The sequence below is a fragment of the Actinoplanes ianthinogenes genome (genome assembly GCF_018324205.1).
Classification (GTDB): Bacteria; Actinomycetota; Actinomycetes; order Mycobacteriales; family Micromonosporaceae; genus Actinoplanes; species Actinoplanes ianthinogenes.
Window position 1 is genome coordinate 7,333,754 of the sequence record NZ_AP023356.1, and the last position, 20,798, is coordinate 7,354,551.

The following is a 20,798-nucleotide window of genomic DNA, read 5'->3' on the forward strand; positions in this document are numbered from 1 at the left end:
GCCGCAATCCCGCTCAGCTGAGGTTGCTGCCACCGCCCGGTCTCACCCTCGTGCACGGGGACAAGACCGGATAGCCACATTTGTCGATGGTTGCCAGACTGGTCGTCGGTAGCCGGACGGCTTGAGGGGGCCCATGTTCGGGCGGCTCGTGGTGGATCACCGGCGCCGGCTGGGGCTGACCCAGGAGGAGCTGGCGGCCCGGGCCGGGATCAGCGTGCGCACGATCCGCGAGCTGGAGGCCGGCCGGGTGCGGATGCCACGCCCCGCCTCGGCGCGGCTGCTCGCGGACGCCTTCGGCCTGGAGGGCGCCCAGCGCGACAGCTTTCTGCAGACCGGCTTCCCGTCCGCGGAGCGCACGGCGGTGCACTGCCTGCCCCGGCCGGCCACCCACTTCCGCGGGCGTTCCGGTGAGGTGGCCCGGCTGCTGACGGCTGTCCGGCGAGGCCGCAGCGACCGTCCGCTGGTCGTCGCCGTCGACGGCATGGCCGGGGTCGGCAAGACCGCTCTGGTTCTGGAAGTGGCGCACCAGGTCGCCGAGGACTACCCGCGGGCCCAGCTGTTCGTGGACCTGCACGGGCACAGCACGCAGGCGCCGGTCGAGCCGCTGGTGGCGCTCGGCCTGCTGCTCGGCCAGCTCGGCGTGCCCGCCCACGAGCTGCCCGACTCCCTGGACGCCCGGGTCGCCCGATGGCGCACCGAGCTGGCCACCACCCGGGTCGTCGTGGTGCTCGACAACGCCGCGGGCAGTGAACAGGTGCGGCCCCTGCTGCCCGGCCTCTCCTCAGCGCTCGTGCTGGTGACCAGCCGGCGCCGCCTGATGGGGCTGGACGCCGACGAGCACGTCACCCTCGACCCGCTCGACGAGGGCGCGGCCGTGTCGCTGCTCGCCGGCGTCGTCGGTGCGCAGCGCCTCGAGGGCCAGCACCGCTACGCCCGCGAGGTCGCCGGGCTGTGCGGAAACCTGCCGCTCGCCCTGCGGCTGACCGCGGCCCGGCTGCGCCACCGGCCCGCGTGGACGATGGCCGACCTGGCCGACCGGTTGCGCAACGCCCAGCCGCCGGTGGTCCAGCTGGCGGCCGAGGGCCTGACCGTGTCGGCGGCGCTGACCCTGTCCTACCGGCAGCTCGGCCCGGCGGCCGCTGACCTGCTGCGGCGGCTGGGGCTGCCCAGCGGGGAGGACTTCGACGAGTACGCGGCGGCCGCGCTGATCGGCACCACACCGGCCGCCGTCCGTCCCGCCGTCGACGAACTGCTCGACGCCCACCTGCTGCACGAACGCGGCGATCGGCGGTACCGCCTGCACGACCTGGTCCGCGACTACGCCGCCCGGCTGGCCGCCGAGGTGGACGACGAACCGGTCCGCCGGGCCGCGGCGCGGCGGCTGCTGGAGTACTACCTGCACTCGATGGTCACCGACCTGCCGGACGGCACGCTCATCGACGGGTTGCACACGCCGGACTGGGGTCCGCCGTCACCGCATCGCCGGGTCTTCGGCTCCGAGGCGGAGCGGATCCGGTGGGAGGAGACCGAGTGGCGCAACGTGCTCGCCGCCATCGGCCTCGCCGAGCGTCTCGGCATGGATCGGCTGGTGTGCCTGCTGGCCCGTGCGGTCTGGGGCTTCCACTGGCGCCGCGGCAACGCCGACATCCTGATCACCGTGCAGCAGGCGGCGCTGGCCGCCGCCCAGCGCCTGGACGACCCCGACCTGACCGCGATGGCGCACAACTACCTGGCCGGAGCCCACGCCCGAAGCGGCCAGATGGCCCGGAGCCGGCACCACCTCGGGCAGGCGCTGCGCTGGTGGCGTGCGGCCGGCGCCGAGACGGCGGAGCTGTTGACGCGGGTCAACCTGATGACGGTGGACATGCAGGGTGGCCGGTTCGACGAGGTGATCGCGCACGGCCACTGGGTCCTGGAACGGCCCGAACGCCCGGCGGAGGACGACGGCATGCGGCGCCGCCTCGCGGTCAACCGGGCGAACGCCCTGCGGATGCTCGGCGAGTGCCACACCACGCTGGGCCGGTACCGGAGCGCGCTGCGGTACCTGCGGCAGGCGGCGCGCTACCGGGCCGACCTCGGCGGCGAGGGCTACCGGTGGGCGTTCATCCTGTTCGAGATGGGCCGGGCGCACGCGCGGCTCGGGCACCGCGTGGTCGCGCCGCCGCTGCTGCGGCGAGCGCTGCTCTACTACGAGACGGCCGGGAACGAGACCGGGGCGGCCGAGGCGCTGGCCGAGCTCGGCATCATCTGTCTGCACGCCGGTGACCTGGCGCAGGCGCTGCGACTGCACGAGTCGGCGGTGGAGCGTACCGAAAGGGCCGGCAGTCCTCAGGGACGCTGCTTCGCCCTCAACCGTCTCGGCGGCACCCGGCTGCGTGCCGGCGACGCGCGGGCGGCCGCCGACCTGCACCGGCAGGCGCTGGACCTTGCCCAGCGTGTCGATGCCCGGTACGAGGAGGCGGTCGCGCATGCCGGACTGGCTGCGGCACTCGCGGCCGACGACCCGGCGGTGGCCGCCCGGCACGAGCGTGCCGCCAGGCAACTGTACGCCGCCATGCGGGCGGTCGATCCCCACCACGTCGACAGCTGCCGGTGAGCTGCCGGTCGGCAGCCTGTTTCGGTACGCCCCCACGCCGCACCATGAGTGCATCCGAAGAGTCGCCGGCCCGCCGCGGCCGGCGATCCGGACACACGGGGAGGAGCAACCGCAATGGCACTGCGAAGCATCCGATCGAAGCTGGCCCTCGCGCTGGCCATGACCGTCCTGTCCAGCGTCGGCGTGATCGCGTCGACGGCCGGCGCCGCGCAGGCGGCCTGCCCGGACGGCGGCTACACGAGTACGCCCGGTGAGCGCATCAAAGGGCCGAACAACGACACCGTCTACATGGTCGATCCGGAGGGCTTGAAGCGGCCCATCGTGGGCGCCGGCGCGTACCTGTGGTTCTTCCGGTCCTGGGAGGGCATCAAGGTTCGCAACGACATCAGCTGCGTCAAGAGCGCGAACCTGGACCTCTCCTTCTCGTCCTTCCTCGCCCAGGACGGGTACGGCTCGTACTACTTCGTGGAGCCGTACGGCACGAACAACTACCACGCCCGCGGCATCCCGTCGGTCGCCGTCTACGACAAGTACTTCTTCCGCTGGGACCACGCCCAGTACGTCGATCAGGCGTGGCTGCTCGCGCACGCCCAGGGCGTGCGGGCCTGGACCTGATCGGGGGGAGCGGGTTCGGGGCCGTACGGGGGTCGGCCCCGAACCTCGTCGGGTCAGCGCCGCCATGGCCGGCGACGAGCCGCTACCGGGAGGCTTCTCAGCCACGCAGATAGGCCAGGACGGCGAGCACCCGGCGGTGATCGTCGTCGGCGGGCGGCAGGTCGAGCTTGGCCAGGATGCTGCCGATGTGCTTGGCGATCGCGGCCTCACTGACCACGAGAGTGCGGGCGATGGCCGTGTTGGAACGGCCCTCGGCTGCCAGGGCGAGAACCTCCCGTTCCCGGGCGGTCAGCCGCCGGAGCGGGTCCCGCCGGCGGCTGAGCAGCTGGAGGACCACTTCGGGGTCGACGACGGTGCCGCCGGCGGCAACCTGGTTGACCGCGTCGATGAATTGGGTCACCTGGCCGACCCGGTCCTTGAGGAGGTACCCCACCCCGGCGCCGCGCTGGGAGTCGAGGAGTTCGGTGGCGTATGTCTGTTCGACGTACTGGCTGAGCACCAGCACCGCGAGCGACGGCCGGCTCGCCCGGAGCGCCACGACGGCCCGCAGACCCTCGTCGGTGAACCCCGGCGGCATGCGCACATCGGCGACCACGATGTCCGGCTCGTGGGTGGCCACGGCGGCCGCCAGCGCGGTGGCGTCGCCGACCGCGGCGACGACGGTGTGCCCGAACCGTTCGAGCAGCCCGACCAGCCCGGCGCGCAGCAACACGGCGTCTTCGGCCACCACGACGCGAAGGGGACGATCTACTCGGACCGGCATGGGAGCTCCAGGGTGATGATGGTCGGTCCGCCCGCCGGGCTGGACACGGCGAGCGTGCCGTCCGCGGCCGCGGCCCGATCGAGAAGGCCGCTGAGTCCGGTGCCGGCCGCCGAGTCGGCGCCGCCCACTCCGTCGTCGCGGATCTCGACGATCAGCCGGCGGTCCAGGAGACGGCCGCGGACCGCTGCCCGGCCGGCCCGGCTGTGCTTGGCGACGTTGGCGAGCGTCTCGGCGATGACGAAGTAGGCGGTCGTCTCGACCGCGGTGGGTAGCCGGCCGGGCAGCGTGATGTCGATGTCGACGGGAACCGGTGAGCGGCTTGCGAGATCGGCGGCGGCCGCGATGAGGCCACGGTCGGTGAGCACCTGGGGATGGACGCCGCGGATCAGTTCCCGCAGCTCGGCCAGGGCGAGCGTGGCCTGCTCGTGGGCGTCGTCGATGCTGCCGGCGGCGGGCGAGCCGTCCGGCAGGTCGAGCCGGGCGAGGCCGAGTGCCAGGGTGAGGCCGACCAGCCGCTGCTGGGCGCCGTCGTGCAGGTCCCGCTCGATGCGCCGGCGTTCCACCTCGAAGGCGTCGACGAGCCGGGCTCGGGACCTGGCCACCTCGGTGAGACGGGCGCCGATCTCCGCGTCGCGCGGGGCCAGGATGGTGCGGGCCAGCGCGGCGCGGGCTCCGGCCCAGACGGTGACCGGATAGGCGGCGACGAGAACGAGTACGGGCGTCACCACCGCCAGGAAGATTCGCCCGAACCAGGGCACCTGCGGATCGACGACGATCTCGCCGGCGGACACCACCGGCAGGCTCAGCGACAGCGCCAGGATCGCGAAGTCGATCCACCACAGGGCGAGCGCCGACACGACGACGTAGCCGAGCTCGCGCCAGGTCTGCTGCTCGCGGAGCCGGACGGCGAGCCAGCCTCGCCAACCGGGCTCGAGCGGAGCGCGGTGCGGGTCGGGCGCGGGGTCGTGGTCGACCAGCCGCAGGCGCATCCGCTCGAACCGGGCGACCACCGGGCCGGAGAGCGCGGCCGCGAACAGCAGCACCAGCCCGACCAGCGCCACGGCCAGCAGCGTGCCACCGATCAGCAGAACTGCCAGCGACGCGACGGTCGCGGCGCCGACCAGCACCCCGGAGACCAGATAGGCCAGGGACCGCCACGGCCACGACGACGCCAGGAAGCGGACCGGGTTCTGCATGACGGCTTGCCAGGCGGTCCGGACGATCACGGGCCGACGGTACAGGCCGCGTACGGCGCTGTCGGTAGTGCTGGGTATACCCGTGAAGCTCCAGCTGACGCCAATGCTTCCGACCGGCCCCGGCGGAAGGCTGGCGCCCATGACGATCACCGCGCGACAAGCGACCGAGGCCGTCCAGCTTCGGTCGGTACGAAAGACATACGGGACCGGCGACCGCGCGGTCACCGCGTTGGACGGGGTGACCCTCGGGTTCCCGGTGGGCACCTTCACCACCGTGATGGGTCCGTCCGGCTCGGGGAAGTCCACGCTGCTGCACTGCGCGGCCGGACTGGAGCGACCCACCGGCGGAACGGTCGTGGTGGACGACACCGACCTGGGTCCGCTCACCGAGCGCGCCCGGACGATCCTGCGCCGTACGCGAATCGGCTTCGTCTTCCAGTCGTTCAACCTGATCACCGCGCTCACCGCCGAGCAGAACGTGGGGCTGCCCCTGCGGCTGGCCGGGCGCCGGCCGGACCCGGCCCTGATCCGCCGCACGCTGGAGCAGGTCGGGCTCGCCGACCGGGCCACCCACCGGCCGGCCCAGCTCTCCGGCGGGCAGCAGCAGCGCGTCGCCATCGCCCGGGCCCTGGCCACCCGCCCCGCGGTCCTCTTCGCCGACGAGCCCACCGGCGCGCTGGACACCGTCAGCTCGCGTGAGGTCCTGCGGCTACTCCGCGACATCGTCGACACGCACGGTCAGACCGTGATCATGGTGAGTCACGACCCGGTGGCCGCGGCGTACTCCGACCGGGTGGTGTTCCTCGCCGACGGCCGGGTCGTCGACGTGACCGCGGCGCTCGGCCCGGCGTCCATCGCCGCGCGCATGGCGAGCCTGGAGGCCTGACATGCTCGCGCTCGCCACCCTCCGCCACCGGTGGGTCAGCCTTCTCGGCACCTTCGCCGCACTGACCCTCGGCGTAGCTTTGATCTCCAGCACCCTGCTGGTCTACCTGTCCGCCGCACCCCGGATCCCCGATCGGTACGCCGGCACCGCCGTGTACGTGCAGAACACCGGAACGCCCTGGTCACCGGAGGTGGTGCGGGCACTGACCGCCCGCCTCGGCGGCGTATCCGGTGTCACCGGCGTGGTGCCCGCCCGCTCGTTCTACGCCCAGCTCGTGCGCGACGGCAGGCCGGTGGGCCGCCCCGACCCGGACGACCCGCAGGGACACTCCTGGTCGACGGCGGGGCTCGCGCCGTACCCGCTGCGGGCCGGAACGGCACCCACCCGTGACGGCGACGTGGTGCTCGGCCGCTCGCTCGGCCTGGCACCGGGCTCCGTGGTGACGGTGCTGACCGCGGCCGGGCCGGCGACCTGCACCGTGACCGGCACCGTCGACGGTCCCGGCCTCTACGTCAGCGACGCGGCGGCCGAGCGACTGGCCGGAGCCGTACGCCTGCTCGGGGTGCGGACCGCACCCGGCGTGGATCTGGCCGCGATCCGGGCCGCCGCCGGCCCCGCTCAGGTGATCACCGGCGACGACCGCGCCACCGCGCTGGAGGAGGCGGGCGACACGCGGACCCGGTCGATCGGTGCCCAGTTGCTGACCAGCCTGGTCACCTTCGGTGGCTTCGTCTCGGTGTTCGTCGTGGCCTCCACCTTCGCGCTCGCGGCCAACCAGCGACGCCGCGAGTTCGGCCTCCTGCGGGCCATCGGCGCCACGCCCCGGCAGATCCGCCGGATCCTGTACGGCGAGGCGATCGGCGTCGGCATGGTGGCCGCGGGGTTCGGCGCGCTGCTCGGCGTCATGGCCGCACCAGCGCTCGGCGCCGTCCTCGTCGACGGCGGCTTCGAGCCGCCCGGGTTCACCACCCGGATCCTGGCCGGCCCGCCGGCGCTGGCCTACTTCGCCGGCCTGGTGGTGGCGGTGCTCGGCGCCGGGTCGACCGCGCGGCGGGCCGGCCGAGCAGCGCCGATCGAAGCATTGCGCGAGGCCGAAGTGGATGAGCGGCCGATGTCCCGGGCCCGGTGGATCTGCGGCGCGCTGAGCACCGCGACCGGTGCCGCCATCGCGGTCTGCACACCGTCCGCCCAGGCGGAGAACCTGATCACGCTGTCGATGCTCGCCGCGATGGCATTGATCACCGGGCTGACCCTGCTCGCTCCCGCCTTCGTCCCCGGGGTGGTCCGGGTCGTCACCTGGCCGCTGGGCCGGCTCGCCGCCGCGACCGTCACGCTGGTTCGTGAGGGCAGCATCGCGGCGGTCCGCCGCACCGCCGCCACCGCCGCCCCGGTGTTCGTCACGGTGGGGCTCGCCACGCTGGTCCTCGGGCAGGTGGCGACGATGTCGGCCCATGATCTCGGTGCGGGGGTGATCCGAGCGGAAACCGTCGTCCAGCCCGCCGGTACGCCCGGCCTGTCCGATGCCGTGCTGCGCGTCCTGCCCGCCGGGACGTTCGTCGCCCTGACCCCGACCGACCTGTACACCGCCGGCACCACCTATCCCGGCACAGGAGTCGACCCGGCCGCCCTGGCCACCGCCGTCCCGCCGGCGGAGGTGCGCTCCGGCGCGCTGCGCGACTTCGGCGCACCCGGCACGCTGGTCCTCTCCGGCGACGTCCCGGCCCCGTTCACCGTCGGCGACACCATCCCGGTCACCTTCGCCGACGGGCGCACCGTGCCCATGCGGATCGTCGCCGCCGTGCGCTGGCCCGCCGCGCAGGGCCTGTTGCTGCCCCGGACGACGGTACGAGCCCACGACCCCTCCGCGCTCACCCCCGCCGCCTACGTCGACGGCGCGTCCCTCGCCACCCTCCGCGCCAAGGTCGCCGGACTGGGCGCCACCGCCGTGCCCGCCCGCGACCACCGATCGGCCCGCGCCGCCCGCGAGGACGCCCTGACCGGCGTGTTCACGACCCTCCTCATCGTCCTGTGCGCCGGATACACCACCATCGCCATCGTCAACACCCTGGTCATGGCGACGACGGGGCGGGCTCGGGACTTCACCGTCCTACGCCTGTCCGGCGCGACCGTGGGCCAGGTGCTGCGCACCGTCGCCGCCGAAACAACGATGGTGGTCGGCATCGGTGCCGCTCTCGGCCTGGCCGTCGCTCTCGCCGCCCTCGCCGGCGTCCGCGCGGGCGTGTCCCAGGCGGTCGGCGCACCGGTCGAGCTGATCCTGCCCGCCGCAGGCCTCACCACCGTCCTTGCCGCCTGCCTGGTCGCGGCGCTGACGGCGAGCCTCGTGCCGGCCTGGCTGGCCGCCCGTCACCGATGACCGCGATCCGGCCAGGCGTGAGCACCCGGGGTGTTGGTGCCGTCCCGCCCAGAGCTACCGTCCTCATCGGCCCGCGTCTCGCCGGCCGGTGGGCGTCGGCGAGCCGTTTCGCGTTACACCTGACGGGGCGGGAAGCGGCCAATTTTGTCGATCTTTTCGGCCGATCGCTCGGCGGGACGGGCTCTGTGGACCATGTGACGTCATCTCGATGTCATCTGAGGAGCACCAACCATGCGAACCCTCCCTGTCCTGCGCATCACGGCCGCCGCGGCAGCGGGTGTCGCCACGTCGTTCGTCATGACCGCGGCGGCGAACGCCACCGGGACCACCATTCCCATCAACGGCGGCAACGTGCCGGCCACCGCCGCGGACTACGAGCACGAGTGCGGTGCGCAGCTCGGCGGCGGCCCGTACCCCGGCAAGGATGTCTGGGTCTTCAACCTGCCCGGCAACGCGGGCTCGACGGGCAGCTTCACGTCCATCCGCGCCATGTTCGACACGAACGGTGACGGCAAGAGCGACTCCACTGTGGTGATCGAGGCCGGAGCGGCGGACGGTGACGACATCGTCACGGTGGGGCACAGCAAGGCGTACGCCATCACCGACGCCGGCTGGACCCTGATCGACGCCAACGCCACCATCACTGGCAAAGCCGACAAATTCGTGCTGACCCACACCTGTGCGGCCACCGGAACCACGACCACCAAGCCCACCACCAAGCCGACCACCACCTCGCCGACCGAGTCCACGTCGTCCAGCGCCGGCACGGGCAGCGGTGGCTCCGAGGGCAGCGGCGGATCCGAGGGCTCCAGCGGCACCGGGAGTGGCGCGGGCTCCGGGCAGGGCGCCGACGAAAGCCTGCCGGTCACCGGCCTGAACGTCGCGGGTGTGGCCGCGCTGGGCCTGGCCCTGGCGGGCGGCGGCACCGTCCTGGTGCTGCGCCGCCGGCGGCGCTTCATCGCCTGACGCCACCTGGCTTCGCGGAGAGGGCGGCGGGCTGGGCCGGACGCGACCAGAAAGCGAAGTACCGAGCGCCGGCGGTCCTGGTGAGAACGAGGTTCGCCCTGGTCGCAGCCGCGTCGGCGGCCCGTGTACCGTGTGCAGCCCTGTCGATCGGGGGAGCCGAAACCTTGTTAGCAGACGACGATCTCGGCAACGCGCTGACCGCCGCCCGCGAGGGCGACGAGACCGCGTTCGCCCTCCTCTGGTGTGCCCTGCAACCTGCGGTTCTGCGATATCTGCACGTGGTGGTCGGTGAGCCCGCCGAGGATGTCGCCTCCGAGACGTGGCTACAGGTGGCGCGGGATCTGCGGAGGTTCCGCGGCGGCATCGGCGACTTCCGCGGCTGGCTGTTCCGGATCGCCCGGCACCGTGGCATCGACCACCTGCGCCGGACCGGGCGCCGCCGTGAGGATCCGGTCGAGGTGGTCGATGAGGACCTGTTCGCACCGGATGCCGCCGCGCAGACCGAGGAGGCCTTGAGCACCGGCTGGGCGGTGTCGCTGATCGCGACTCTCCCGAAGGATCAGGCCGAGTCCGTCATGCTGCGCGTCGTCGCCGGTCTCGACGTCGCGACCACCGCCAAGGTGCTCGGCAAACGCACCGGCGCGGTCCGCGTCGCCACCATGCGGGGCCTGCGCCGCCTCGCCGCCCACCCCGAGGTCACAGCCCGCAACGACAAGACGGCCGCCAGCGTGGCCGAGGAGGTGTAACGGGATGCGACCGATCAGCGCTCTCCGTCGTGCCATGCGCATCAGGCGAACCCACCCGATCGGCCTCGACCAGACCGAGCGGTGGGCCGCCGGTGAGCCGCCAGGCCCTGACCACCAGGGCCTGGCCGGCCTGCTGGCCGCCGCCAAGGCTCCCGCCACCCCGGGAGAACTGGCCGGCCGGCAGGCCGCGATGGCGGCTTTCACCGCCGCATACGAAGGTGCCGAGGCGCCGGGGGAGGGACACCGTGTCCGGACGTCACGTCCCACGAGGACGCTGGTCGTGACCATCGCGGCCGGGTTGGCCCTGGTCACCGCAGGCGGGACCGCGGCGGCGGCGCGGAGCGGTGTGCTGCCTGACGGCGCTCAGGAGCGCGCCCATCAGCTGTTCTCCCGGCTGGGAGTGCCGGCGCCGCAGACGAGCCCGGATGCGCCGGCACCCGTACCGTCAAGCCTGCCCTCCCGGACCGGCGGCGTGCCGTCACCGGTGCCGGTGACCTCGGCCACCGCGGTGGTTCCCGTCGGATGGTGCCGGGCCTGGGCGGCCGCGCCGCGGGCCAGCAACGCGCCCTGGCGCCGGGAACTGGTCGAGGCGGCCGGGTCCGAAGCGGGGATCCCCGCCTACTGCGCCGCCCTGGGCGCCACGGTGACGCCCGCGACGGCCGCGACGAGCGCGCCGGGCAAATCGGGACACAGCCGCAAACCGCAGGGCAAGCCGAGCAGTCTGCCCACCCCCAGCCACCACGGGAAGAAATAGTTGATCACTGATCCGGTCTTCGTCGATCGCAGCGGCCGGCGTCGCCGGCTCGTGATGGCTGCCGCGGCCGCCGGTGGCCTGGTCCTGATGCTCGCCGTGGCCACGCTGCTGGCCGGGCTCACCGGTGCCGGACCGTCGGCGGTGCCGGGTTGGCCGACCCCGGCTGCCACCCGGGTCAAGACCCAGCCGTCCCCGTCCCCGTCGCCGTCCCCGGTGCCGGTCACCGGCACCCGCAAACAGACGCCGCCAGGCTCGGCCGGGACGGTCACCTCGCCGCCGGCGACCACCGGCGCGGCGGCCACGCCGAGCCCGACCACGGCCGGCCCCACAGCCGGCCGGCCGGCCAACCGTGGGCGCAAGCCCAGCAGCCATCCCACCAGGAACAAGTGACCATGGGAAAACGAGCTCTGCGCCGCGAACCACGCGCGCACTGGGCGCTCCTGCTCCTGGCCATGCTCGTGCTCTTCGCCGGGCTGTGCCTCGACGGCTACGTGACCGGCGCCGGTGCCGAGGGCACGCATGTCCCGGTCGAGGGCGTGAGCGGCCCGGCCGCCGCGACCGAGGGCGCCGCCGTGCAGCGCCTGGAGCCGGACGGCACCGTGACCAGCAGGGCCCTGCCCGCCAAGACCATCGCTCTCACCTTCGACGACGGCCCGGACCCGGCCTGGACGCCGGGCATTCTCGCGGTTCTCGCCCGCTACCGGGTGCACGCGACGTTCTTCCAGGTGGGCGCGCAGATCAACCGCTATCCGGAGATCACCCGGCAGGTCCTCGACGGCGGCCACGAGGTGGGACTGCACACCTTCACGCACGTCGCCGCCGGAACCGTGCCGGCCTGGCAGCTCGAAGCGGAGATCACGCTCACTGCGAACGCGCTGGCCGCGGCGGGCGGCCCGCAGGCGACGCTGCTGCGGCTGCCCTACTCGGCGACCCCGCAGGCGCAGTCCGCCGCAGAGTACGACGCCTGGCGCCGCAGCGCGCCCGGCTATCTGCAGGTTCTCGCGGACCACGACACCGAGGACTGGCGGCGCCCGGGTGTGCCGGCCATCGCCGGCGCGATCAAACCCGGCATCGTGATGCTGCACGACAGCGGCGGGGATCGGACGCAGACGATCGCCGCGCTGGAGCAGGCGATCCCCGAGCTGCAGGCGAAGGGGTACCGGTTCGTCACCGTCTCCGAGGCGCTGCGGCTGCCCCGGCCGGCGGCCGCCGACCCGGCCCAGCGCCGGCGCGGGCTCATGCTCCGAATCGCCCAGGACACCGCCGCCTGGCTGGCCCGGGCGCTGACCGTACTGATGACCGTGGCCGCCGTGATCGGCCTGCTGCGGCTGCTGATCCAGCTGGTCACCGCCCGGGTGCACCGGCGCCGCGCCCGCGCCCGGCACGAACGGCCGCCGGCCTACTTGGGGCTGGTCAGTGTGGTCGTGCCGGCCTACAACGAGGCGGCCAACATCGAGGCGACCGTACGGTCGCTGATCGGCAACGACTACCCGGACATCGAAGTGATCGTCGTCGACGACGGATCCAGCGACGACACCGCCGGCATCGTCGAGCGGCTCGGCCTGCCGCGGGTCACGGTGATCCGGCAGCCCAACGCCGGCAAGCCGGCCGCCCTCAACACCGGTATCCGGTACGCCAGCGGGCACATCCTGGTCCTGGTCGACGGGGACACGGTGTTCGCGCCGGACGCGCTCGGACGGCTCGTCCAGCCACTGACCGACCCGGAGATCGGCGCGGTGTCCGGCAACACGAAGGTCGCCAACCGGACCGGGCTGCTCGGCCGCTGGCAGCATCTGGAGTACGTGATCGGGTTCAACCTGGACCGCCGGATGTTCGAGATCGCCCGATGCATGCCGACCGTGCCCGGCGCGATCGGCGCGTTCCGCCGCGCGGCGATCCAGGACGCGGGCGGCGTCTCGGCGCAGACGCTGGCCGAGGACACCGACTTCACCATGGCGATCCTGCGGGCCGGCTGGCACGTCGTCTACGAGCCGGCCGCGATCGCCTGGACCGAGGCGCCGGCCACCGTCCGGCAGCTGTGGCGGCAGCGCTACCGCTGGTGCTACGGGACCATGCAGGCGATGTGGAAGCACCGCGACACGGTGTTCCAGGGCGGCCCGGCCGGTCGCCTCGGCCGCCGCGGCATCGGATACCTGCTGCTCTTCCAGGTGGTGCTGCCGCTCACCGCCCCGATGATCGACGTGTACGGGGTCTACGGGCTGCTCTTCCTGTCCCCGGTCAAGGTGGCCGCGGTGTGGGCGGGGTTCACCGCGGCGCAGGTGGCTACTGCCGCGCTCGCGTTGCGGATGGACGGCGAACGGTACGGGCCGCTGTGGACGCTGCCGTTGCAGCAGATCGTCTACCGCCAGCTGATGTATCTGGTGGTCGTCCAATCGACGATGATGGCCCTGGTCGGTGGGCGGTTGCGCTGGCACCGGATGGTCCGGATCGGCGCGGCGCAGCAGTACGCCGGCGCCACGGCAGAAGAACCGGCCGGGGCCGGCCGTGATGCCGTAGAGCACGTGCTGCACCGGCACAGTCGGCAATGATGACCCGGTCCGCAAGCACCTGATCGAGCCTCTCCACGGTGCTGGCTACCGCTCGGTGATCTGTTTGAGTGGTGAGGGCTCGGATACGTCCGGTGGGGCGTTCCACTTCTGCCAGGCGGAGCCGTCGCAGGCGCGAAGGACTATGCGGCTCACTGGTGGCCCGATGTACGGCAACACCTCGGCCGGATAGGCCGCGGGGTCTGCCGGGGCCAGGCACAGGCCGGTGTTGTCGACGATCTGATAGCTCGCCGTGTAGCTGCCGGTGTTGCCATAGACGGTCCAGGTCTGATCGGCGGTGTACGACGTGCTCGTGCACGTTGTCACGGTGGGATATGCGCCGCTGGTGACGCCCGGGCTGCGCAGGCAGTAGTCGATGCCGCTGAGGGTGGTGTAGATGCGGCCGGTGGCGGTGTGCGCGCCGTTGAGGGCGGCCGGCAGGGTCCACTTCTGGTTCCAGCTGATGTTCGCGGGGTTCGGCGCCTGTTTGCACGGCCACGCGATCAGAAACGTCGAGGCCACATTCTGATTCGTCACGTCCAGGCAACGCCCGAACTGCTGGTAGTTGACCAGCTGCCGGGTGGTCGGCCCGGCGGCACCGGCACCGACGGCGGCATCGGGCTGGAATGTTTGTACGTTGTCGTAGTTGCCGTTGCACTTGGTGGTGGACAGCACGACGAAACTGCCGGCGAAATTTGGACTTTGCACATTGAAGCAGTAATTGTCCAGCGTCGATCCGTTGCTGGTGCCCATGATGTTGGCCGAGTCGTTCGTGCTCCACTGCTGCTGGGGTGGCGGCGGGCTGGTGGCCACGCACTTCTGCACCTTCACCTGCGCACCGGCGGCGTGCGGCGATCCTGCGTCCAGACACATGCCCAGCGGGTTGGCGCCGGTGCGGGAGGAGACGAGCGAGATCGTCAGGTCGCTGTTGTACGCCCAGATCTGCGGGGCCGGGACGCCCAGGCAGCTCTGCATCTGGACCGGGGTGCCCGCCGCCGGCTGCGCGGAGCCCGCGTCCAGGCACAGATCGGCGACGGAGCCGCGCACGTGGATCTGGCCGCCCGGAATGTTCTGGTTGGAGAGCCGGAAAACGTACGTGGCTTGCAGCGTCCGGGCTCCGGCGGTGCCCTGGTGGAAGGGCCCGGTGGCGGCCCGGATGCCGGTGGAGACGACCACTGCCGTCGCGGGCTGGGCGTTCAGCGGCACGGCGAGCGGGTTGCCGTCCAGGTCGCGGTAGGTGATCGTCACCTGGTAGCGCGCGCCGCCGTTGGGCGCGACGTTGCCGGCCAGCGGTCCGTCGGGCAGCCGGGCCGGATCGCCGGTGCCCGTGCTGTCGGTGGCCGCGCGGAACTGGGCCGTCGCCACGTTGACGCCGGCCTGGGCGGCGATCAGCGCCTGAACCCGATCCGAGCTGGTGCGGGCTTCGGTGATCTGGCTGACCGCCACCGATCCGACCAGCGTGCTGAGCGTGACACCGACGATGCTGAGCAGCATGGCCAGCGGCATCGACCCGCGGTCGTCACCCCGGAGCTGGATCATGACGGTCGTCCTTCGAGACAGATGGAGGGGTCGGTGGTGTCACGTGAGGTGTTGAGGGCCGTGAAGGTCACGTCCGCGACCGAGGTGGTCGACCCGGCCCGGGTGGTCAGCCGCACCCGCAGGCGCTGGAAGTCGGGCGAGAAGGCGGCGCCCGCGGGCGTGGCGGACGCCGACGCGTACGGTGTCGAGCCGGCCGCCTGCCGGTCGAACGGCGGGGGCACGCTGCCGCCGGGCGCCACCAGGCCGGAGGCGAGAGTCCTGCCCCGGGTCCCGGCGACCGGCGGCGAGCCCGGCGTCCAGGTCAGCTCCTGCAGCACCCCGCCGGCGTCCAGACGGAGCTGCCGGCAGACCGTGGCTCCGGCCGGGTCGACGCCGGAGAACTCCACGTACCAGGCGCCGTTGACCGCGGACGTGGTGGGCGCGCTGATCCCGTTCGCGTAGCGGACCTCCCGGTCGAGCGTCTGGAACGCCAGCCGTACCTGCGTCTGGGTGATCCCGGTCTCCTCCGCCACGTTCGCCGAGCGGTAGAACTGGATCACCCCGCCGGTGAGGATCGCCATGACCACGGTCATCACACCCAGGGCGACCGTCACCTCGATCAGCGAGGTGCCGCTGTCCTCCCGCACCCGGCCGGAGCGCAGGCGGCGGATCATGGCGTCACCGTCCAGTCGAACATCACGACCGCCCTCTTGTAGTTCGAGTCCTGGCAGACCAGGGTCACGCGGTAGACGCCCGGAGTGGTCGGCGTGCCGGTGATCGCACCGTAGAAGTAGTTCTTCGAGGCGATCGAGAGCCCCGGCGGCAGCCCGGTGGTGTACGTGACCCAGTCGTAGCCGCTGTTGCTGCCGTTCGGCGCGTACGCATCGAGCTCCAGAGGTTGCCCCACCTTGCTCGTCTGATCGGGGTCACTGGGGTCCGGGACGGTGATGGACAGGTCGTTGGGCTGGCTCGGCAGCACGTTCCACAGGAAGGTGGTGGACACCTCGGCGCCGGTGGCGTCCTTGACGTAGACGGTGGTGAAGAAGCGGTTGGAGTACCACACCTTGCCGGAGATCACGCCGGTGGACGGGTTGATCGAGATCTCGCCGGAGGAGTCGCCGGGGTAGTTGACCATCCGGTACGTGTACGGGCCGGTTCCGCCCGTCGGCCGCGGCGCGGTGAAGTTGACGGAGTCACGGACGCTGTCCGTGCGCGTCGCCATCGGCCCCAGCGCCAGCGTGGTCACGCTCCACGTGAAGCTCGCCGAAGCCGACCGGCCCACGGTGTCGGTCGCCGTCACCGTCACCGCGGCGTCGAGGCGGCTGGTCGACGTCGGCGTGCCCGAGATGACCCCGGTGCTGGTATTGATGCTGAGCCCGGCCGGCAGGCCGGTGGCCGACCAGGTGATCGGGTTCGCCCCGCCGCTGACCGCCATGGTCAATGACGTCGCGGTGCCCGTCTGCGTCGACTGGTTGCCCGGGTTGGTCACCACCGGTGCCGGCACGATCGTCCAGGAGAACGTCACGCTGCTGGTGCGGCCCAGCTGGTCGGTCACGGTGGCGGTCACCGGGTACGTCTTGCTGGCTCCCGGGTCGGTGGGTGTGCCGGTGACCAGGCCGGTGGCGGAGCCGGTCAGGCCGGGTGGCAGGCCGGTGAACGACCAGGCCAGCGGCAGCTGACCGCCGGTCGCGCTGAGCTGCAGCCCGGTGATCGCCAGCTTGGCGTAACTGGTCTGCGGGCCTGGGTTGTTCGCCGTCGGCGCCGGCCGGTTCAGGTTGTAGGTCGGGTCCTGGACCGCGCTGACCAGTCCGGACGTGACGTAGGTGCAGGTGCCGCCGGGGCACGAGTGGTTCGTCCAGGTCACCGCGATGACCGCGCGCAGCATGGGCACGTCGGCGCGGGTGGTGTCCGGGTCGGGCGTGTCGGGGTTGTCGCAGGTGCCCCCGGTGCCGAATTGCTGACGGCACATGCCCAGGTAGTAGTTCTCCTGGAAGCTGAGGCCGTTCATCGGAGCGTTGATCGCGGCGGTGGGCAGCCCCGCCGATGCCCCGGCGGTCGACGAGACCGGCAGGTCCGGGTCCCAGGCCAGCCAGGGCGTCTTGGTGGAGTCGCTCACGTGCTGCGGATTGCCGAGGCTCATCGTCTGCAGGTAGGGCCCGACCGCTGCGGCGTACGAGGCCGGGCTGCCGGACGAGGTCGCCGCGTCCCACTGCGCTTTGACGGCGGCGTATCCACGGCCGTCGAGTGCGGCGGCACCGGTCAGCGCCGCCACCCGTTCCAGGGCGTCATCAGCGAGCTGCACAGCGACCTCGCGCTCACGCTGCTCCTTGACCACCGCCATCGAACGCACCAGAAACGGCGACAGAGCTGCGGCAAGCGTGCTGATCACCCCCAGCGAGACCAAGACCTCGATCAGGGTGAAGCCGGAATCCCTGCGTACTACCCGCGGATCAGACACAGCCGCGTACGTCGGCCGGGTGCGCGTCGGTATTAGCTTTAGTTCCCGTTCGGTTTCACATGAAGAGCACCGCGTCTTTGCCGTTTCGCCACGGCGGGTGGGGTCAGGAGATCCGGGTGAGGCGCTTGCGCTCGTACATCCGGGCGTCGGCGAGATGCAGCAGCGCCTCCGGGTCGGCGGTCGGGCCGGCGGCGCACCCGATGCTCGCCCGGGCGTGGATCGCCCGGCCGTCCACCTGCGCGGGCTGCGCGAGCAGGTCCTGCAGCCGGCCCGCGGCCCGCTCGGCCGCCTCGAGGCCGGCGCCGGGGAGCAGGACCGCGAACTCGTCGCCGCCGAGGCGGGCGGGCAGGGCGTCGGGTCCGGCGCAGCGGCGGAGCGCGTCCGCCACGTGCCGCAGCACGGCGTCGCCGGCCGCATGGCCGTACGTGTCGTTGATGGGCTTGAACCCGTCCAGGTCGACGAGCAGCACGGCGGCCTCGGAGGGGCGCAGCTCACGCATCCGCTCGGCGAGCAGCCGCCGATTGGGGAGCCCGGTGAGCGCGTCGTGGGTGGCCTGGTGCCGCAGCTGCTCGTGGGCCGCCTGTTCCTCGGTGATGTCGCGCGCGTTGCTGACCACGCCCCGGATGCCGTTCTCATGGAACTGGTTGACGGCTACGACCTCGATCCACCGGTACGAGCCGTCGGCGTGCCGGAACCGGGCCCGGTAGCTGATCTGCGCGCCGGGCGCGCCGAACAGGGTGTCCTTGCGGCTGCTGACCTGCACCTGGTCATCGTCGTGGATGAGGGTGATGAGCCGGATTCCCAGGAGGTCCTCGGGCGGGTAGCCCAGAACCCGGGCGACCACGGGTGTCACATAGGTGATCCTGCCGTCGGCGTCGCAGATCGAGGTGATGTCCGAGGAGTGCCGCAGCAGCGCCTCGAGCCGGTTGTGCTGCTGCCCGAGCTGCTCGACGGTGTCGTCGAGGCGGTCCAGCAACCGGGCGTTCTCGCCGAGCGCGAGTGTTTGCCGCACCACGACCAGCGCGAAGTTCACGAGCAGGCCGGCCACCGCGCCCCATGCCTGCGGGCTGGTCCCGCTCAGCAGCGAGACGACCAGCACAGCGAAGACGAGGGCGGTCGCGGCGTACGGAAGAATGCTGAACCGGCGTCGCGAGCGCGACGGCGCCGCCGGGCGTGGCCCGCGCGCCTGCCTGCGCTCCTGGAGTCGCGCCGCCAGCGCCGCGAGAACGCACGGCAGCACCAGCGTGAGACCCTGCACGGTCAGCATCGTTCCCTGGACGCCGAACGGGATGATCATGTTGGCGGCGCCTTGGATCGCCGCGCCGGCGATGATGGCGGCTGCGGCCGCGCCCTGGACCGGGCTGCTGCCCGACAGGCCCAGCCGCAGGGTGACGAAGACGCCCACCATGAGCACGATGAAGCCGGACATGGCGGTGGCGAACGCGGAGAAATCGGCGGTGGCGATGCCTGACCCGATCAGCAGGGCGGAGAACAGCACGGTAGCGGCGCTCAGCACGGTCGCCGCGTCCAGGTAGAAGCGCAGCCGGACGGCCCTCGACCTGGTTCCGATCGGATAGGTCAGGGTCACCACCACGATGAGCAGCGCGCCCACGAGTGCGGCTCCGGCCTGGGTGGGCGCGGCGCCCAAGGTTCGCGCCGGGCCGCCGACCAGGCTGATGAGGGCCTGGCTGAGGTCGCCCGCCGCCCAGATGCCGCCGCCGACGGCCATCGCCCGCCAGAAGCGGCGGGGGGCGCCGTCCGTGCCTCGCGCCACGCGGCGCGACAGCAGGACGATCGCGAGGTCGAGCGGTGGCAGCGACAACCAGGTGACGAGCACTTGCGTACGGTCGCCGGCGCCGCCCAGCAGGAACCAGCACGTCGTCGCCAGGCCCCACAGGCTCAGACAGACAACGACCGGATCGCGCCACCAGCGCCGCACGTATACCGTCTCCGCTCCCGACCCCCGGGTAGGCAGCCGCCGCAGACGCTCATCGGCCATCCCGGCGTCCAGTTGAGCGGATCGCGTCGGACAGTGCGGGCATGGTCTGACCAGTTCGGCACGGAAGGGAGATGATGTCTCGATGCCCGCTTGGGAAACGCTGCACCAGCTGCTGAGATCACCGGCGCCGAACGACACGCCGGCTGACTGGGCGACGGTGCGGCAGTCGTGGGGCTGCGGCGCGAAGAATTCGCGCCGAGTCAGCTAGCCGGAAGTAGGTCGGTGAGCAGGGCCTCGATGCGGGTCTTGATCTCGTCGCGGATCGGGCGGACGGCGTCGACGCCCTTGCCGGCCGGGTCTTCGAGTTTCCAGTCCTCGTAGCGCTTGCCGGGGAAGACGGGGCAGGCGTCGCCGCAGCCCATGGTGATGATGACGTCGGATTCCTGGGCGGCGTCCCAGGTGAGTCGGGTCGGGGTCTGGTCGGTGATGTCGATGCCGACCTCTTTCATCGCCTCGGCCGCCGCCGGGTTGATCGTCTCGGCGGGGGCGGAGCCGGCGGAGCGGACCTCGACGGCGTCGCCGGCGAGGTGGCGCAGCCAGCCGGCGGCCATCTGGGAGCGGCCGGCGTTGTGGACGCAGACGAACAGGACGGTGGGCTTGGTGTCGTTCATGAGCGTGGTCTTCCTTGAGGGGTGATGGGTTCGTGCCGGTCAGGCGGAGTGTTCGACCACGATGTCGTCCGCGGTTTGCCCGACCGCGGGGTAGAGGGCGAGCAGCAGGATGATGCCGATGATCAGGCCGGCAATCTGGGCGATGACGAAGCCGGGAACCGAGCTGGGAGCGATGCCGGCGAAGGTGTCGGTGAAGGCGCGGCCGACGGTGACGGCCGGGTTGGCGAAGCTGGTGCTGCTGGTGAACCAGTACGCGGCACCGATGTAGGCGCCGACCGCGGCCGGTGCGACGGCGGCTCTGCCGGAGCGGCCGAGCGCGAAGATCAGCAGGAGCAGGCCGGCGGTGGCGACGATTTCGCCGAGCCACAGGTTGCCGGCGGCGCGGTCCTTCGTCGACATCGTGACGGGGGCGAGGTCGAACATCAGGTTCGCCAGGATCGACCCGGCGATGGCTCCCAGGGTTTGCGCTATGGCGTACCCGAAAAGGTCTTTGATCGTCAGGCCGGCGGCGGTGCGGCGGCCGAGGAACCAGTCGGCGGCGGAGACGACCGGGTTGAAGTGGGCGCCGGAGATCGGGCCGAAGGTGAGGATCAGCGCGCCGAGGGCGAACGCGGTCGCGACCGAGTTCTCCAGCAGTTGCAGCCCGGCGTTGTCCGGCGACAGCCTCGAGGCCATGATGCCGGAGCCGACGACGGCGGTGACCAGCAGCGCGGTGCCGAGGAACTCGGCGAGCAGCCGCCGCCACAGGGTGATCTGGTGCATGGGTGGGG

17 protein-coding genes and 1 pseudogene are annotated in these 20,798 nt (G+C 72.3%); 9 read left to right on the top strand and 9 right to left on the bottom strand.

Annotated elements, in window-relative coordinates; all coding sequences use genetic code 11:
- Positions 1 to 133 precede the first annotated feature (133 nt).
- Entirely contained in the window at positions 134 to 2,596 is a 2,463-nt protein-coding gene (locus Aiant_RS33230) for an ATP-binding protein (RefSeq protein WP_189332901.1), read from the top strand.
- A 114-nt stretch (positions 2,597 to 2,710) separates the two neighbouring features.
- Positions 2,711 to 3,211 carry a hypothetical protein gene (locus Aiant_RS33235; protein ID WP_189332902.1) on the top strand — a complete coding sequence of 167 codons (501 nt, stop codon included), beginning with the start codon at positions 2,711 to 2,713 and terminating at the stop codon, positions 3,209 to 3,211.
- A 97-nt stretch (positions 3,212 to 3,308) separates the two neighbouring features.
- Here the strand turns inward: Aiant_RS33235 and Aiant_RS33240 are convergent, their stop codons facing one another.
- Positions 3,309 to 3,974 carry a response regulator gene (locus Aiant_RS33240; protein ID WP_189332903.1) on the bottom strand — a complete coding sequence of 222 codons (666 nt, stop codon included), beginning with the start codon at positions 3,972 to 3,974 and terminating at the stop codon, positions 3,309 to 3,311.
- On the bottom strand, positions 3,959 to 5,170 hold the full coding sequence (locus tag Aiant_RS33245; RefSeq protein WP_425322727.1) for a sensor histidine kinase: 1,212 nt from the start codon (positions 5,168 to 5,170) through the stop codon (positions 3,959 to 3,961). Before Aiant_RS33245 ends, Aiant_RS33240 begins: the two co-directional genes overlap by 16 nt.
- A gap of 139 nt (positions 5,171 to 5,309) precedes the next feature.
- Between Aiant_RS33245 and Aiant_RS33250 the strand changes: the two genes are divergently transcribed.
- From Aiant_RS33250 to Aiant_RS33280, 7 genes are all read left to right on the top strand, one after another.
- Positions 5,310 to 6,056: an ABC transporter ATP-binding protein gene (locus Aiant_RS33250; protein WP_189332905.1), complete on the top strand. Its 747-nt coding sequence runs from the start codon at positions 5,310 to 5,312 to the stop codon at positions 6,054 to 6,056.
- Position 6,057: 1 nt separating this feature from the next.
- A complete protein-coding gene (locus tag Aiant_RS33255; protein WP_189332906.1) occupies positions 6,058 to 8,430 on the top strand; it encodes an ABC transporter permease in 2,373 nt (790 codons plus the stop codon).
- Positions 8,431 to 8,661: 231 nt separating this feature from the next.
- Positions 8,662 to 9,396: an LPXTG cell wall anchor domain-containing protein gene (locus Aiant_RS33260; protein ID WP_189332907.1), complete on the top strand. Its 735-nt coding sequence runs from the start codon at positions 8,662 to 8,664 to the stop codon at positions 9,394 to 9,396.
- Between the two features lie 164 nt (positions 9,397 to 9,560).
- Complete coding sequence (locus tag Aiant_RS33265) at positions 9,561 to 10,142, top strand: RNA polymerase sigma factor (RefSeq protein WP_189332908.1); 582 nt, start codon at positions 9,561 to 9,563, stop codon at positions 10,140 to 10,142.
- A gap of 34 nt (positions 10,143 to 10,176) precedes the next feature.
- Positions 10,177 to 10,896, top strand: a complete 720-nt coding sequence (locus Aiant_RS33270) for a hypothetical protein (RefSeq protein ID WP_189332909.1) — start codon at positions 10,177 to 10,179, stop codon at positions 10,894 to 10,896.
- On the top strand, positions 10,897 to 11,286 hold the full coding sequence (locus Aiant_RS33275; protein WP_189332910.1) for a hypothetical protein: 390 nt from the start codon (positions 10,897 to 10,899) through the stop codon (positions 11,284 to 11,286).
- Between the two features lie 2 nt (positions 11,287 to 11,288).
- The gene (locus tag Aiant_RS33280) at positions 11,289 to 13,445 is read left to right on the top strand and encodes a bifunctional polysaccharide deacetylase/glycosyltransferase family 2 protein (protein WP_189332911.1); all 2,157 of its coding nucleotides are present in this window, start codon (positions 11,289 to 11,291) and stop codon (positions 13,443 to 13,445) included.
- 45 nt (positions 13,446 to 13,490) lie between these two features.
- Here Aiant_RS33280 and Aiant_RS33285 read toward each other — a convergent pair whose 3' ends face one another.
- The 7 genes and pseudogenes from Aiant_RS33285 to Aiant_RS46070 form a co-directional block, all read right to left on the bottom strand.
- The gene (locus Aiant_RS33285) at positions 13,491 to 14,981 is read right to left on the bottom strand and encodes an RICIN domain-containing protein (protein WP_189332912.1); all 1,491 of its coding nucleotides are present in this window, start codon (positions 14,979 to 14,981) and stop codon (positions 13,491 to 13,493) included.
- Positions 14,978 to 15,634 (bottom strand): PilW family protein, encoded by a 657-nt coding sequence (locus Aiant_RS33290; protein WP_189332913.1) that lies wholly within the window; start codon positions 15,632 to 15,634, stop codon positions 14,978 to 14,980. The genes Aiant_RS33285 and Aiant_RS33290 overlap by 4 nt, the downstream gene beginning before the upstream one ends.
- On the bottom strand, positions 15,631 to 17,301 hold the full coding sequence (locus tag Aiant_RS33295; protein WP_229830581.1) for an Ig domain-containing protein: 1,671 nt from the start codon (positions 17,299 to 17,301) through the stop codon (positions 15,631 to 15,633). The genes Aiant_RS33290 and Aiant_RS33295 overlap by 4 nt, the downstream gene beginning before the upstream one ends.
- Positions 17,302 to 17,352: 51 nt before the next feature.
- A pseudogene (locus tag Aiant_RS47095) lies at positions 17,353 to 17,418 on the bottom strand (type II secretion system protein); the annotation flags it as partial.
- A 103-nt stretch (positions 17,419 to 17,521) separates the two neighbouring features.
- Positions 17,522 to 19,417, bottom strand: a complete 1,896-nt coding sequence (locus Aiant_RS33300) for a sensor domain-containing diguanylate cyclase (RefSeq protein WP_189332915.1) — start codon at positions 19,415 to 19,417, stop codon at positions 17,522 to 17,524.
- A gap of 200 nt (positions 19,418 to 19,617) precedes the next feature.
- A complete protein-coding gene (locus Aiant_RS46065) occupies positions 19,618 to 20,028 on the bottom strand; it encodes an arsenate reductase ArsC (protein WP_229830583.1) in 411 nt (136 codons plus the stop codon).
- Positions 20,029 to 20,067: 39 nt separating this feature from the next.
- Positions 20,068 to 20,790: an aquaporin gene (locus Aiant_RS46070; protein ID WP_229830584.1), complete on the bottom strand. Its 723-nt coding sequence runs from the start codon at positions 20,788 to 20,790 to the stop codon at positions 20,068 to 20,070.
- Positions 20,791 to 20,798: the final 8 nt, after the last annotated feature.